General features: G+C 42.3%; 9 protein-coding genes and 1 pseudogene. 5 read left to right on the forward strand and 5 right to left on the reverse strand.

Features of this window, described 5'->3' with window-relative positions; all coding sequences use genetic code 11:
• Positions 1-254: 254 nt before the first annotated feature.
• The 4 genes and pseudogenes from DWZ47_RS22550 to DWZ47_RS22565 form a co-directional block, all read right to left on the reverse strand.
• Positions 255-869, reverse strand: a complete 615-nt coding sequence (locus DWZ47_RS22550) for a DNA polymerase ligase N-terminal domain-containing protein (protein WP_004327293.1) — start codon at positions 867-869, stop codon at positions 255-257.
• Positions 870-1,131: 262 nt separating this feature from the next.
• Positions 1,132-1,923 (reverse strand): head GIN domain-containing protein, encoded by a 792-nt coding sequence (locus DWZ47_RS22555; RefSeq protein WP_004327291.1) that lies wholly within the window; start codon positions 1,921-1,923, stop codon positions 1,132-1,134.
• Positions 1,924-1,993: 70 nt separating this feature from the next.
• On the reverse strand, positions 1,994-2,788 hold the full coding sequence (locus DWZ47_RS22560) for an alpha/beta hydrolase (RefSeq protein ID WP_117514760.1): 795 nt from the start codon (positions 2,786-2,788) through the stop codon (positions 1,994-1,996).
• Positions 2,785-3,716 (reverse strand): annotated as a pseudogene (locus tag DWZ47_RS22565) (quinone-dependent dihydroorotate dehydrogenase). Before DWZ47_RS22565 ends, DWZ47_RS22560 begins: the two are co-directional and overlap by 4 nt.
• A 326-nt stretch (positions 3,717-4,042) precedes the next feature.
• Between DWZ47_RS22565 and DWZ47_RS22570 the strand changes: the two are divergent.
• The 5 genes from DWZ47_RS22570 (at position 4,043) to DWZ47_RS22590 (ending at position 14,106) form a co-directional block, all read left to right on the forward strand.
• The gene (locus tag DWZ47_RS22570) at positions 4,043-6,511 is read left to right on the forward strand and encodes a glycosyl hydrolase family 95 catalytic domain-containing protein (RefSeq protein ID WP_117514762.1); all 2,469 of its coding nucleotides are present in this window, start codon (positions 4,043-4,045) and stop codon (positions 6,509-6,511) included.
• A 13-nt stretch (positions 6,512-6,524) separates the two neighbouring features.
• Positions 6,525-7,727 (forward strand): glycoside hydrolase family 105 protein, encoded by a 1,203-nt coding sequence (locus DWZ47_RS22575; RefSeq protein ID WP_004327285.1) that lies wholly within the window; start codon positions 6,525-6,527, stop codon positions 7,725-7,727.
• Positions 7,728-7,747: 20 nt separating this feature from the next.
• Positions 7,748-9,214 (forward strand): glycoside hydrolase family 140 protein, encoded by a 1,467-nt coding sequence (locus tag DWZ47_RS22580; protein ID WP_004306218.1) that lies wholly within the window; start codon positions 7,748-7,750, stop codon positions 9,212-9,214.
• A 31-nt stretch (positions 9,215-9,245) separates the two neighbouring features.
• The gene (locus tag DWZ47_RS22585) at positions 9,246-13,106 is read left to right on the forward strand and encodes a family 78 glycoside hydrolase catalytic domain (protein ID WP_117514764.1); all 3,861 of its coding nucleotides are present in this window, start codon (positions 9,246-9,248) and stop codon (positions 13,104-13,106) included.
• Between the two features lie 112 nt (positions 13,107-13,218).
• Positions 13,219-14,106: an SDR family NAD(P)-dependent oxidoreductase gene (locus DWZ47_RS22590; protein WP_004327283.1), complete on the forward strand. Its 888-nt coding sequence runs from the start codon at positions 13,219-13,221 to the stop codon at positions 14,104-14,106.
• A gap of 79 nt (positions 14,107-14,185) precedes the next feature.
• On the opposite strand, the gene DWZ47_RS22595 is transcribed toward DWZ47_RS22590, so the two are convergent.
• Entirely contained in the window at positions 14,186-14,977 is a 792-nt protein-coding gene (locus DWZ47_RS22595; protein ID WP_004327282.1) for a patatin-like phospholipase family protein, read from the reverse strand.
• Positions 14,978-15,053: the final 76 nt, after the last annotated feature.

The raw sequence follows: 15,053 nt of genomic DNA on the forward strand, positions 1-15,053 counted from the left end.
ATGGGTGTTTTCTATCAAAAATGGTAACAATGTCTTTTGTTACCGAAATATTAAGAGGGTATACCATCAAGCCTTCATTTTACCCAGGCAATCCTCATTAGTTAATTATTTTCATCGTAAATAACACGGTCATAATATCATAAAAGTTAATTGAATCATCAAAACAATAGAGTATATTGAATTATAAAGCTACATATATAATTAGAAAATTATATATGCAAGTGAGTATCGTTTAATCATAAGAAACATATATATCATAGAAATACCTCATCATACAATGGAATTTTCTTCGCATCGTAGACATGAGTGACTGCAAAGACATCATCTTTCTTGATTAGTAACCAGTCTCTGTCCTGGTCGTCCATATTAGTATGGATAAGAGTAAACAGGCCTTTGAGCTTATGACCATGTAATTTGAATTCAAGTATTCCGTTTTTAATGGCAGCGGATATGTTACGATTATTACCGACGTAAGCATAGGTTCCGCTATCCCATATTTCCACTGTACCTGCTCCATAGTTGCCTTCGGGTATAACTCCCTCAAAGTGTGCATAACTCAAAGGATGATCTTCTGCCTGTATAGCCAGTCTTTTATCTTTCGGATTCATGGAAGGGCCTTTAGGTACCACCCAACTTTTCAACACTCCATCCACTTCCAGACGAAAATCGAAATGAAAATGACTGGCTTCATGCTTTTGGACAACAAAAACAGGTATCCGGCTTGGAGTCTCCACGGTATCCGCCATCGGTTCCGGAGTCTCACTGAATTGTCTTTTTGCTCGGTACTCTTTGAGGTTGTTAAAAGAGGGATCTACCTGCTTTTCTACCATCTTTGTACTTTTCCCTTCATCGGGAGAATTCTTTGCCATAGTCTGTATTTTTTCAGGTGAATAAAAAAAACGAATGATTCATTGACACAACAATCAGTATATCTGTTTGTTGCCGGAATTCATCTATTTTAATAGCTTTAAAACCGTATTTACGTTTGCTTACTTATTTTTCTACTCGTTTTCACCTTTCTCCCAGAAATGTATGCCCCCAATTATCATGTATTATGTTTGTTTATAGCAAAAGCGGGTAAATATGTAACATAGTACATATTTACCCGCTTCCTGTAAGGGATCTAATTTTTTACTTGCCGGAAATTGAGTCTTTCTTGCCTTGCTTATTTACAATAGAAGGACTTCCTTTATATTCAATATCTCCACTACCACTGGCTTTTGCGTCCAACTGTTTGGAAGCGTAACAAGATATATCACCGGAACCCGAAACTGTAGCAACTACATTAGTAGCCGTCAATTTGTCGGCACTGATATCGCCGGAACCATTCACAGTCAACATAGCCGTTTGAGTGGAACCTTTCATCTTCACGTCACCAGAACCGCTAACTATCGTTTTTACAGTAGTGGCCTTCACATTCTTCACATCAATATCTCCACTACCTTTTATAAAAGCAGATAGATTGGTGTATTGTAAATTCTCGGCTTCAATATCTCCGGAACCTGTTATATTCAGATTTAAATCAGCTCCTTTGAGGGTACCTTTCAGATATACATCGGCCGAGCCTTTAATATCTACATCATCTAATGAAGGAGAAGAAGCAATCACTTTCAACCGGCGTTCTCCACTAAGAATCTTAACGCCTTTCTTTATATTTACCTGCAGCACTCCATTTACCGTAGATACTTCCAACAGGTCAACCAGGTTATCCGAACCATATATAGAAACTGTTGTTTTAGAATCACTACTCTGACGATACTCAACGTCGGGGCTACCCAGGACCCTGATTGAACTGAAATTACTCACATTATTCAGTTCTTTCGTGATATACTTCTTACTGGGAGTAATACTCTGCGCCTGCATACTTGTAATACACATGAACATCAGCATTACTAGCATAGATGTAACATTAAAATTTTTCATAACTTCTTATTATTAAATATTCTACTGACAAATATAAGAAGTATATTTCAAAGTATGGCAACTAAAAGAATTAATAAATTAATTTCTCCAACCATACATCGAGTTCCTGAAGCCATTCCTGTTTGTACACAAAGCTATCATTGTAACCAAATCCATGCCCTCCTGTAGGATATATATGCAAGGATATAGGAACACCAGATTTCTGTAATTGGGCAGCAAATTGTATTCCATTCTGGGGACTGACCACACTATCATCTGAGGCAGCCACTATAAAAGCGACGGGTGTACTTGAAGTGACATGTTCAATCGGTGAATATTGTACCATCTTATCCGGTGAATAAGAGTGACCAAACATCCGTTCACGGCAGGGAAGATGCGTTAAACGATCATCAATACTAACTACCGGGTACATTAATATCTGAAAATCAGGCTTTTCCTTATCAGATAATATCGTAGCCGAACAAGTGGCCAAATATCCACCAATAGAAGCTCCCATTACTCCTACCCGTTTGCTAAATTCCGGGAATTTTTCTCGTATAACTGCTAATGCCAACCGGATGTCCTGTCTAGGAATATCAGGATTTTCATGAGGCATTCTATATTTGAAAAGCACATAAGTCATTCCCTTTTGGGTGAACCATTCGGCGAAATCAAGACCTTCATGTTCCAAATTGGTCTTTAAGAAGCCGCCGCCGGGACACATAATAACACTGCTACCATTTGATTTTTCACTGGTAAAAACAAATAAAGTTCCTTCAGGAGCATTTTCCACTATCCCCATCAGCTCTTTATTATTCACTTCCGACAAGTTATATACCTTCATCGATAAATTATCGTACAGGCTTACACAAATTAAATTCTTCATTTCAATTCGTTTTTAAGTTTATTTCCTAACTTATGAACAATAGACGGACCGGAATAGATGAAAGCCAAATAGATTTGTATCATGTCAGCCCCTTGAGAAATCATTCCAGCTGCATCTTCGGCTGTCATGATTCCTCCTGCTCCGATAATCAGAAAGTGCCGATCGGTATGTTCGGATAAATAACGCACTACTTCCTGCGATTTCTTTCCAATACCCCGGCCACTCACCCCGCCGTTGCCAATCTTCTCCAATTGTTTTGTTTCTGCCTGATGCAATCCTGAACGATCCCTTGTAGGTCCCGTGGCTATAAAGCCCTCTATAGAGTATTTATATGCAAGCGAAATGACTGTATCCATGCTTTTTCATCTATATCTGCCGGAAGTTTAATGAAAATACTACATCTTTTGTTCGCCGCCTGACGAAATATTGTGAGCTTTTCTAAAACCATAGCAAACAGGTCGTTATCTATACTACCCCGGTTTAGGGTAAAATAATCCACACAATCATATAAATGGATGAAAGTCGACTCAAAATCTTTGACAATTTGATCTCCTGTAGAAAGCGGATTCTTATTAATATTTACTCCTAATACATAAGAATGCTTTCTATATTTCCTGATATGTTGCCGGACAGCATCTACTCCACAATTATTGAAGCCCGTACGTGAAATCAACGATTCATCATCCACCAATCTGAAAATACGTGGGGAAGGATTTCCTGATTGGCTGTCAGGAGTTACTGTACCTACTTCCAGAAAGCCGAAACCAAAGTCTGCCAACTCATCAAAAGCCTCTGCATTCTTATCAAACCCGGCAGACAGTCCAATTCGGTTCTTAAATTGCAAATGCCCATACGAAAATGGATCAGAAACTCTGCTGTAGCCTCTCACGCAAGCTCGGACCGGAAACAAATAGCGATAAAACTTCAATCAGCTTAAAAGCATCCGGTGCACTTTTTCCGGATCAATGCAAAATAATAACGGCCTAATGATTAAATTATACATATTCATATACCTGTTTAATAGTAAATACATAAGTCTATATCTGAAATTATACTTTTCAGGAGTATTTTTACAGATGCAAAGTAAGTTCTTTTTAGCCGGATATTGAAGTTCGTTTTTTTTATACCCGATAACTTTTAATTATTCCTATTTCTTATTGCTTGTGCAATGGGTACAAAAAGAACTTTCAATCGTCTCTTTTATAAAAGTATGTAAACAACAGGTTTATATAAGAATAAAAGCAATAGAAAGAAATGAATAAAAAGAGATTAATCGGATATCTGTTGGTAATAGTATCTGTAGGTTGTATTCATGCACAGGAGAAAAAGTTATCTGTACCCGAATACAAGCTATGGTATGACTGTCCCGCGCAGGTATGGACCGAGGCATTACCCCTTGGAAATGGTCGTTTGGGGGCCATGGTATATGGAACACCGGGCACAGAACAAATACAACTAAACGAAGAAACCATTTGGGCGGGACGTCCCAATAATAACGCTAATCCGAATGCACTGGAGTATATTCCCAAAGTGCGTGAACTTGTTTTTGCCGGAAAATATCTGGAAGCACAAACTCTCGCTACAGAAAAGGTGATGGCAAAGACGAATTCAGGAATGCCATATCAAAGTTTCGGAGATTTACGAATCGCTTTTCCCGGACATACACGTTATTCTAACTATTACCGGGAATTAAGTCTGGATTCCGCACGTGCAATCGTACGTTATGAAGTAGACGGAGTGCAGTATCAACGCGAAACGATTACTTCATTTACCGATCAGGTAGTAATGGTACGACTGACTGCCAATCTCCCCGGCCAAATTACTTTCAATGCACAGCTTACCTCCCCTCACCAGGATGTTATGATCGCTTCTGAAGAGGGAAACTGTGTAACACTCTCGGGAGTCTCTTCCTTGCATGAAGGATTGAAAGGAAAAGTAGAATTTCAAGGCAGATTGACTGCTAAAAATAAAGGTGGAGAAATAGCTTGCGCCGATGGAATACTTTCTGTAGAGAAAGCCGACGAAGCGATCATCTATGTATCTATTGCAACTAATTTCAATAACTATCAAGACATCACCGGTAATCAGATAGAACGGGCAAAAAACTATTTGGCAAAGGCAATGGTTCATCCGTTCATTGAATCGAAGCGGAATCACGTTGATTTCTACCGACAATATCTGACACGTGTTTCTCTTGATTTAGGAGAAGACCAATATGCAAATGTGACAACCGATAAGCGTGTGGAGAATTTCAAAAACACCAATGACACACATCTGGTTGCTACTTATTTTCAATTCGGACGTTATCTGTTGATCTGTTCTTCCCAACCGGGAGGACAACCCGCCAATTTACAAGGAATTTGGAATGATAAATTAGTTCCTTCCTGGGATAGTAAATATACTTGTAATATCAATTTGGAAATGAATTACTGGCCTTCGGAAGTAACGAATCTAAGTGAACTGAATGAACCGTTATTCCGTCTGATAAAAGAAGTGAGTGACACAGGAAAAGAGACGGCCAAGATTATGTATGGAGCCAACGGATGGGTGTTGCATCATAACACGGATATATGGCGTATTACAGGAGCAGTAGACAAAGCTCCTTCGGGTATGTGGCCCAGTGGTGGCGCATGGCTTTGCCGACATCTTTGGGAGCGTTACCTATACACCGGGGATGTGGAATTTCTGCGTTCCGTCTATCCGATACTGAAAGAGTCCGGACGTTTCTTTGATGAAATAATGGTGAAAGAACCCGTACACAACTGGTTGGTAGTCTGCCCCAGTAATTCACCGGAGAATGTACATTCGGGAAGTAATGGAAAAGCCACTACAGCTGCCGGATGCACCATGGACAACCAATTGGTATTCGATCTTTGGACAGCAATTATATCTGCCTCTCAAATACTGGATACAGACCGGGAGTTTGCCTCTCATCTGACACAACGTCTCAAAGAAATGGCTCCCATGCAGGTAGGACATTGGGGACAATTACAGGAGTGGATGTTCGACTGGGATGATCCGAAGGATGTGCACCGCCATATTTCTCATTTGTACGGACTTTTCCCCAGCAATCAGATTTCCCCTTACCGTACCCCCGAACTATTCGATGCGGCACGTACTTCTCTGATTCATCGTGGCGACCCGTCGACCGGGTGGAGCATGGGATGGAAAGTTTGCCTTTGGGCACGCCTGCTTGATGGCGACCACGCTTACAAACTGATAACTGACCAGTTGACTCTCGTACGCAACGAAAAGAAAAAAGGAGGCACCTACCCTAATCTGTTCGATGCGCATCCGCCATTTCAAATTGATGGGAACTTTGGTTGTGCCGCAGGTATTGCAGAGATGTTGATGCAAAGTTACGACGGTTTTATATATTTACTTCCTGCATTGCCTGCCGTTTGGAAAGAAGGTTCTATCAAAGGAATCATTGCCCGTGGAGGTTTCGAACTTGATTTGAGTTGGAAAAACGGGAAAGTCAGCCGCCTGGTCATAAAATCCCATAAAGGTGGCAACTGCCGCCTGCGCTCGCTTAACCCGTTGACAGGCAAAGGGCTGAAACGTGCCAAAGGGGCAAACACAAATCCTCTCTACGCTGTTCCTGCCATTCCCGAACCATTAATCAACGAAAAAGCCAACCTGAATAAAGTGGTTGTTGCAGATACCTATTTATATGACCTGCCCACCAAAGCAGGACAGGAATATATATTGACCGGAAAATAATAACTCAACCGATATGAACAGAAACTTATTAAAACTGATTGTTGCTTGCGGAGCTACTTGTTTTATCGCATGTACGGCACCTCAGAAAGCAGAGACTGAAAAATGGAGTGAACGCATGGCACGCTCCGAAATGAAACGTTTCCCCGAACCCTGGATGATTGAAAAAGCTAAAAAACCACGTTGGGGATATACCCACGGATTAGTAGTGAAATCCATGTTGGAAGAATGGAAACATACCGGGGACAGTACATATTATGAGTATGCCAAGATTTATGCGGATAGCCTGATAGATGCTGACGGGCATATCAAAACCATGAAGTATCTTTCATTCAATATTGATAATGTCAACGGCGGAAAGATCCTTTTCGATCTTTATGCACAGACCGGAGACGAACGCTACAAAATAGCTATGGATACTTTACGCAAGCAAATGGCGGAGCAACCCCGTACCAGTGAGGGAGGATTTTGGCATAAATTGAGATATCCTCATCAAATGTGGTTGGACGGAATTTTTATGGCTTCTCCTTATCTGGTTCAATATGGTGCTACTTTTGATGAACCTGCTTTATTTGACGAAGCAACGAAACAAATTCTTTTGATAAAGAGCAAGACTTATGATCCCGCAACAGGGCTTTATTATCACGGATGGGATGAAAGTCACGAACAGAAATGGTCCAATCCTGAAACGGGTTGCTCTCCTAATTTTTGGAGTCGCAGCATCGGATGGTATGGAGCAGCTATTGTGGATGTACTGGACTTCCTGCCACAGGAAACTGCCGGACGCGACAGCATTATACAGATTCTGCAGGGATTGGCTAAAGCGATTGTGAAATATCAGGATCCTTCATCCGGAACCTGGTATCAGGTAACCGATCAGGGAGCGCGTGAAGGTAATTATTTGGAATCATCTGCCACTGCCCTGTTTATCTATACGCTTGCCAAAGCTATTAATAAAGGATATATTGGCAACGAATATATCGAACCGACACAAAAAGCCTTTGACGGAATGGTAAAGACATTTACCCGTTTGGAAGAAGATGGCAGTTATACAATCACCAATTGCTGTGCTGTTGCAGGATTGGGTGGAGATTCAAAAAGATACCGTGACGGCTCATTTGAATATTATATCAGTGAACCGATCATAGAAAATGATCCGAAATCGGTAGGTTCATTTATTCTGGCTGCCATTGAGTATGAGAAAATGACAAAGAAATAAACTAAAAACGATAAAGTACAATGAGAAAATTCAAAATTCTTCCTCTTTTGTTGCTGCTATTGACAATGGCAACTTCGGTCGCAGCACAGAAGAAAACACAAAAGACGTATATCCCCTGGAACAATGGCAAGCTCGTAGTTTCCGAAGAGGGACGTTATCTGAAACACGAAAACGGCACTCCTTTCTTTTGGTTGGGAGAAACCGGTTGGCTATTGCCCGAACGCTTGAACCGGGATGAAGCCGAATATTACCTGGAACAATGTAAACGTCGCGGATATAACGTGATTCAGGTTCAAACGTTGAACAATGTTCCGTCTATGAATATCTACGGACAATATTCGATGATTGACGGATATAACTTCAAAAACATCAATCAAAAAGGTGTATACGGTTATTGGGACCACATGGATTACATCATCCGTACAGCAGCCAAGAAAGGTCAGTATATTGGTATGGTCTGTATTTGGGGAAGCCCGGTAAATCGGGGCGAAATGACTGTAGAACAGGCAAAAGCATACGGCAAGTTTTTAGCGGAGCGTTATAAGGACGAACCCAATATTATCTGGTTTATCGGTGGGGATATTCGCGGAGACGTGAAAACAGCCGAATGGGAAGCATTAGCAACCTCTATCAAGGCTATCGACAAAAATCACCTGATGACATTCCATCCACGCGGAAGGACAACCTCCGCAACTTGGTTCAATAATGCTCCCTGGTTAGATTTCAACATGTTCCAAAGCGGACACCGCCGCTACGGACAACGTTTCGGAGATGGTGACTATCCTATCGAAGAAAATACGGAAGAAGATAACTGGCGTTTTGTAGAACGCAGCATGGCCATGGAACCCATGAAACCTGTGATTGACGGCGAACCGATCTACGAAGAAATTCCTCATGGCCTGCACGATGAGAATGAACTGTTGTGGAAGGATTATGACGTACGCCGTTATGCTTACTGGTCTGTATTTGCCGGAGCTTTCGGACATACTTATGGTCATAACTCAATCATGCAATTTATCAAACCGGGTGTAGGTGGTGCTTACGGTGCAAAAAAGCCCTGGTATGATGCTTTGAATGATCCGGGCTACAATCAGATGAAGTATCTGAAAAACCTGATGCTGACTTTCCCGTTCTTCGAACGCATACCCGATCAGTCTATCATTGCAGGACAGAATGGAGAACGTTACGACCGCGCTATCGCTACACGTGGTAATGATTATCTGATGGTATACAACTATACCGGACGTCCGATGGAAGTTGATTTCAGCAAGATTAGCGGTGCGAAAAAGAATGCCTGGTGGTACACTACGAAAGATGGTAAATTGGAATACATCGGAGAATTTGATAATGGTGTGCATAAATTCCAGCACGATAGCGGTTATTGCAGCGGGAACGACCATATCCTGATTGTAGTGGACAGTAGTAAGAACTATATAGGGAAAGACTGGACAGAGTTACCGGACGCACAACAAAAATGGAATAAATAATCTTATATAAACGAATGATGAAAACATACTTATGAATAAAAGGATAGTATCATTCTTCTTTCTTCTGCTCTTTACCGGGTCCATATACGCAGCCATAGATATCACTGATCTGCGAACGGAACTGCTGAAAAGTCCGGAAGGTATCGACGTGCGCCAGCCCCGATTGAGTTGGCGCATCGAATCGGATGAACAGAATGTGATACAGACTGCGTATCACATTCTTGTCGCATCTTCCCCGGAGCTATTGGAACAAGGAAAAGGAGATATATGGGATTCAGGAAAGATTGAATCTGACGCTTCCCAATGGATCACTTATCAGGGAAAAACATTAAAACGTAATGCTTCCTACTATTGGAAAGTGAAAATCGACACCAACAAAGGTGCAACGAATTGGAGTGCTCCGGCTTTCTGGACCACAGGACTATTTAATGAAGCGGACTGGCAAGGACAATGGATCGGCCTGGATCGGGCCGCTCCCGGAGAAAGCGAAACACAATTGAGCCGTTTGGCAGCCCGTTATCTTCGAAAAGAGTTTGCGTTAAAGAAAGGCGTGAAACGTGCCACAGTACATATCGCCGGAATGGGATTATATGAGCTGTTTATCAACGGGCAACGCATCGGCAATCAAGTACTGGCACCTGCTCCTACCGACTACCGGAAAACGATTCTGTACAACACATACGATGTGACTTCACTGCTTCAGGCAGAAAATGCTATGGGAGTAACTCTCGGAAATGGCCGCTTCTATACGATGCGTCAGAACTATAAACCGTATAAGATACCGACTTTCGGTTATCCTAAGCTTCGGTTGAATCTGATTGTTGAATATGCAGACGGCAGCAAAGAAACAATTGCTACAAACACTTCATGGAAATTAACTACTGAAGGTCCTATCCGTAGCAACAATGAATATGACGGCGAAGAATACGATGCCCGTAAAGAGTTAGGAGACTGGACTCAAACCGGATATGATGACAAGGGCTGGATGCAGGCCCAACGTGTCAGTATTCCTTCGGGAACATTGCGTGCACAAATGATGCCGGGCATGAAAGTCACAGAAACCTTGAAACCCGTTTCTATTAAAAAGCTCGGTAGCAAATATATTCTGGATATCGGTCAGAATATGGCGGGATGGGTACGTTTCCGGATAAAAGGGCAAGCCGGTGACAGCATCCGTCTCCGTTTTGCAGAAAGCCTGCAAGATAATGGTGAACTTTATACAAGAAACTTCAGGGATGCCCGTTCTACAGATGTATATGTTGCCAACGGACGCGAAACAAAAGATGCTACCTGGGCGCCTCGCTTTATTTATCATGGATTCCGTTATGTAGAAGTCAGCGGTTATCCGGACGCAAAAGCAGAAGATTTCGTTGCCGAAATAGTAGAAGATGAAATGGAGCATACCGGTACTTTCAACTGTTCTGACGAAACCCTGAATAAGATTGTCCGCAATGCATTTTGGGGAATCCGAAGCAACTATAAAGGGATGCCGGTAGACTGTCCGCAACGGAATGAACGCCAACCCTGGTTGGGTGACCGTACCATGGGTTGTTGGGGAGAAAGTATGCTTTTCGATAATTACGCCATGTATACCAAATGGGCGCGTGACATTCGCGAAGCGCAACGGGAAGACGGTTGTATTCCTGATGTAGCCCCGGCATACTGGAACTACTACTCGGACAATGTGACCTGGCCTGCCGCCTTACCGATGGCCTGCGATATGCTTTTCACGAACTTTGGAGATAAACGTCCGATCGAAGAGAATTATCCGGCTATCAAGAAGTGGGTATCTCATATCCGTGAATACTACATGACAGAGGATTTTATCATCACCAAAGATAAATATGGTGACTGGTGTGTTCCACCCGAATCACTGGAGTTAATTCATAGTAAGGACCCTTCCCGCAAGACCGACGGAGCTTTGATCGCCACCGCTTATTATCTGAAAGTATTACAACTGATGCACCGCTTTGCAAGCCTGCAAGGGCTGAAAGCTGACGCAGAAGAATGGGAAGATTTGGAACATCGTATGAAAGATGCATTCAATGCCCGTTTTCTGCACATAAAAGAAGGTACTTCTCCCGTACCGGGACATACTTTATATCCCGACAGCATTTTCTATGGCAACAACACAGTTACTGCCAATATCCTGCCACTTGCTTTTGGACTGGTACCTAAGAACTACATCCATGAGGTAGCTAAAAATGCCGTCACTTCTATTATCACCACCAACAAGGGACATATAAGTACCGGAGTAATCGGTGTGCAATGGCTATTGCGCGAATTGAGCCGTCGTGGCCATGCCGATGTAGCCTACCTGTTGGCTACCAATAAAACATATCCATCTTGGGGATATATGGTTGAAAAAGGTGCTACCACTATTTGGGAGTTATGGAACGGTGATACGGCCAATCCTGAAATGAACAGCGGTAATCACGTGATGCTTTTAGGCGATTTATTACCCTGGTGTTTCAATAATTTGGCAGGTATTCGTGCAGACCGCTGGAAGTCCGGTTACAAACATATCGTTTTCCAACCGGCTTTTGAAATCCAGGAATTGAGCAATGTGGATGCCTCATACATGAGTATCTATGGGAAAATAATCAGCCGGTGGGCAAAGACTCCTACTCATCTGGAATGGGATATCGAGCTTCCTGCCAACACAACAGGTGAAGTGCACCTACCGGATGGACGGAAGGAAAAGATCGGATCGGGAAAATATCACTTCAGTGTAGACATACCCACCCGGAATACAGCTATTCTAAGTGATGAATTCCTGTACAAAAAAGCTTCTTTCCCCGAATGTCACGGAGCTACGATTGTAGAACTGAAGAACGGCGATCTCGTAGCCTCTTTCTTCGGAGGAACCAAAGAACGCAATCCGGATTGTTGCATTTGGGTATGTCGTAAGCCGAAAGGTTCCAAAGAATGGACTGCCCCTAAGCTTGCCGCTGACGGTGTGTTCTCGCTCAAAGATTCACAAGCTGCATTGGTTGGAATCGATTCAACTTGTACCCCTGTGAAAGATGAACAAGGAAAACTTATTGCCCGCAGAAAAGCTTGTTGGAATCCGGTTCTTTTCCAGATTCCCGGAGGTGACTTGATTTTGTTCTATAAAATAGGTCTGAAAGTGAGTGACTGGACAGGATGGTTAGTTCGTTCACGCGATGGAGGAAAGACCTGGAGCAAACGCGAACCGCTTCCGGAAGGTTTTCTTGGACCTATTAAGAATAAGCCGGAATATATCAATGGGCGTATCATCTGCCCTTCCAGTACGGAAGGAAGTAACGGATGGAGAGTTCATTTCGAGATTTCCGATGATAAAGGCAAGACCTGGAAGATGGTCGGACCACTGGATGCCGAGTTATCCGTCCCCACCCAAAACCGCAAAAAGGGGGATATGAATGTGGATGACCAGGAAGGCGGAGAAGCTATCAAAGGAGAAGGAGCCAAACCTGTTTATGCAATACAACCCAGTATTCTGAAACATAAAGACGGAAGATTACAGATACTCTGCCGCACACGTAACGCACAGGTAGCAACTGCGTGGAGCAGCGATAATGGTGATACGTGGAGTAAAGTAACGCTACTGGATATTCCGAATAATAATTCTGGAACGGATGCTGTGACAATGAAAGACGGTAGACATATCCTTATCTACAATAATTTCTCTACATTACCTGGAACTCCGAAAGGTCCGCGTACTCCGCTTTGTGTGGCCATATCAGAAGACGGGATCAACTGGAAGCCTGTTCTTACATTGGAAGACAGTCCGATCAGCCAGTACTCTTATCCCAGTATTATTCAGGGAAAAGATGGGAAACTGCATGCCATTTACACTTGGCGTCGCCAACGAATTAAATATGCAGAGATAGATCCGACGAAGTTTTAAATTGAATCGTCTTCTAAATAAAATCGACCGCTCCTTTGTCCGCAAAAGAGCGGTCGATTCTTTGTATTTATCCATTTTATATTTTACATTTGCCAATAAATAAAAAAGAACGATGGCAGATAATTATATAGAAAGACAACAGGAACAATATGAGGCCAGAAAGGCTGCTTGGAAACAAGCACAGAAATATGGTAAGAAGAAATCTACAACAGTTCATCCGGCAGAATCGGCTTCGTGTACTCCAATGACCTCAAAATCATCCCCCTCCAAAAGAAGAGTATTTATAACAGGAGGAGCGGAAGGTATAGGCAAGGCAATAGTAGAAGCTTTTTGCCTGTCCGGCGATCAAGTCGCTTTTTGTGATATAAATGAAATAGCGGGACAAGAGACTGCAAAAGCAACCGGATCTATATTCCATAAAGTCGATGTCAGCGATAAGGATGCGCTTGAAAGTTGCATGCAACGTATTCTTTCCGAATGGAATGATATTGATATTATTATCAACAACGTCGGTATTAGTCAATTTTCGTCTATCACCGAAACGAGCGTAGAGGATTTCGACAAAATTCTTTCTATCAACCTACGCCCTGTATTTATCACCTCCCGCCTGCTTGCCATACATCGTAAAGAGCAGTCCTCTCCTAACCCATACGGCCGGATTATCAATATCTGCTCCACACGTTACCTGATGAGTGAATCGGGAAGTGAAGGTTACGCAGCTTCGAAAGGCGGTATCTATTCTTTAACTCATGCACTGGCTTTATCGTTATCTGAATGGAATATCACCGTCAACTCTATTGCTCCGGGATGGATACAAACTCATGATTATGACCAACTCCGGCCGGAAGATCATTCACAACATCCTTCGCGACGGGTAGGCAAACCGGAAGATATTGCCCGTATGTGTCTGTTTCTCTGCGAGGAAAACAATGATTTCATCAATGGAGAAAACATCACGATTGATGGGGGAATGACGAAAAAGATGATTTATATTGAATAAAAATCTATCACTTTAATGAATACTATCGTATTTGTTAAAGTCTTTTGGGCACGATAACAAATACGATAGTATCCACTATTTATTGCATTAATATTCTTCGAGTAACTTCCACTCCTGTCTTTACAATCGAAGCTGCATGATGGAACTCCAACATATCATACGTATCGCCAGAAATCTGAATTAAGATATCCGGCTGACAACGTTCTATCTGATAACGGGTGATTTGCTGCATCATCATCCTGGAAGATTCTGTCAACAGATTATAAGGAGATACTTTCTTTTTCTTTCCAGTATCAATGGGTGCATTCACATCGACAGCTATCAGAATGTCTCCTTCAGTGCGTTGCACATGACTCAATGGAAGAGGATTCAGAATACCTCCATCAATCAATACCATACCGTCTTTTCTCAACGGACGGAAAAGCATAGGGATAGAAATAGACGCACGAATAGCTTCATGTAAGCTCCCTCTGTCAAACCTGACTTCCTGATCGCGGACAATATCCGTAGCCATCGCTACATAAGGGACAGGCAGGTCTTCGATATTCATGTCCGGAATAATTTGTTTCAGTTCTTTAATAAAACGGTCACCTTTCACTAATCCATCCCGGCTTAAGGTAAGATCCGCCAATTCCCACATTTTGCGTTTGTCCCAACTATACAGCCATTCTTTACATTCTTCCATTTTTCCTGAAGCATACATTGCTCCCACCATTGCTCCCATGGAACTTCCTGCAATGGAAGTAATCTCAAAGTTGTGACAAAGTAATTCTTCAATTACTCCTATATGTGCTATTCCACGTGCTCCCCCCATGGAAAGGACTAATGCTACTTTTTGCTTATCCATATCATATACATTTCTGTTAGCCATCTACAAAATAACACATTTTCTGCGAAAAAGATGTTTAGTAATCGTGAAGAAATAAGTGATAGCAGTGTTTTAGGGG

The sequence above is a fragment of the Bacteroides sp. AF32-8BH genome (assembly GCF_003435205.1).
GTDB lineage: Bacteria > Bacteroidota > Bacteroidia > Bacteroidales > Bacteroidaceae > Bacteroides > Bacteroides ovatus.

Excerpts from the sequence above, each read along its gene's own strand:
- DWZ47_RS22550 (WP_004327293.1), bottom strand. The coding sequence starts at position 869 with ATGGCAAAGAATTCTCCCGATGAAGGGAAAAGTACAAAGATGGTAGAA.
- DWZ47_RS22555 (WP_004327291.1), bottom strand. The coding sequence starts at position 1,923 with ATGAAAAATTTTAATGTTACATCTATGCTAGTAATGCTGATGTTCATG.
- DWZ47_RS22560 (WP_117514760.1), bottom strand. The coding sequence starts at position 2,788 with ATGAAGAATTTAATTTGTGTAAGCCTGTACGATAATTTATCGATGAAG.
- DWZ47_RS22570 (WP_117514762.1), top strand. The coding sequence starts at position 4,043 with ATGAATAAAAAGAGATTAATCGGATATCTGTTGGTAATAGTATCTGTA.
- DWZ47_RS22575 (WP_004327285.1), top strand. The coding sequence starts at position 6,525 with ATGAACAGAAACTTATTAAAACTGATTGTTGCTTGCGGAGCTACTTGT.
- DWZ47_RS22580 (WP_004306218.1), top strand. The coding sequence starts at position 7,748 with ATGAGAAAATTCAAAATTCTTCCTCTTTTGTTGCTGCTATTGACAATG.
- DWZ47_RS22585 (WP_117514764.1), top strand. The coding sequence starts at position 9,246 with ATGAATAAAAGGATAGTATCATTCTTCTTTCTTCTGCTCTTTACCGGG.
- DWZ47_RS22590 (WP_004327283.1), top strand. The coding sequence starts at position 13,219 with ATGGCAGATAATTATATAGAAAGACAACAGGAACAATATGAGGCCAGA.
- DWZ47_RS22595 (WP_004327282.1), bottom strand. The coding sequence starts at position 14,977 with ATGGCTAACAGAAATGTATATGATATGGATAAGCAAAAAGTAGCATTA.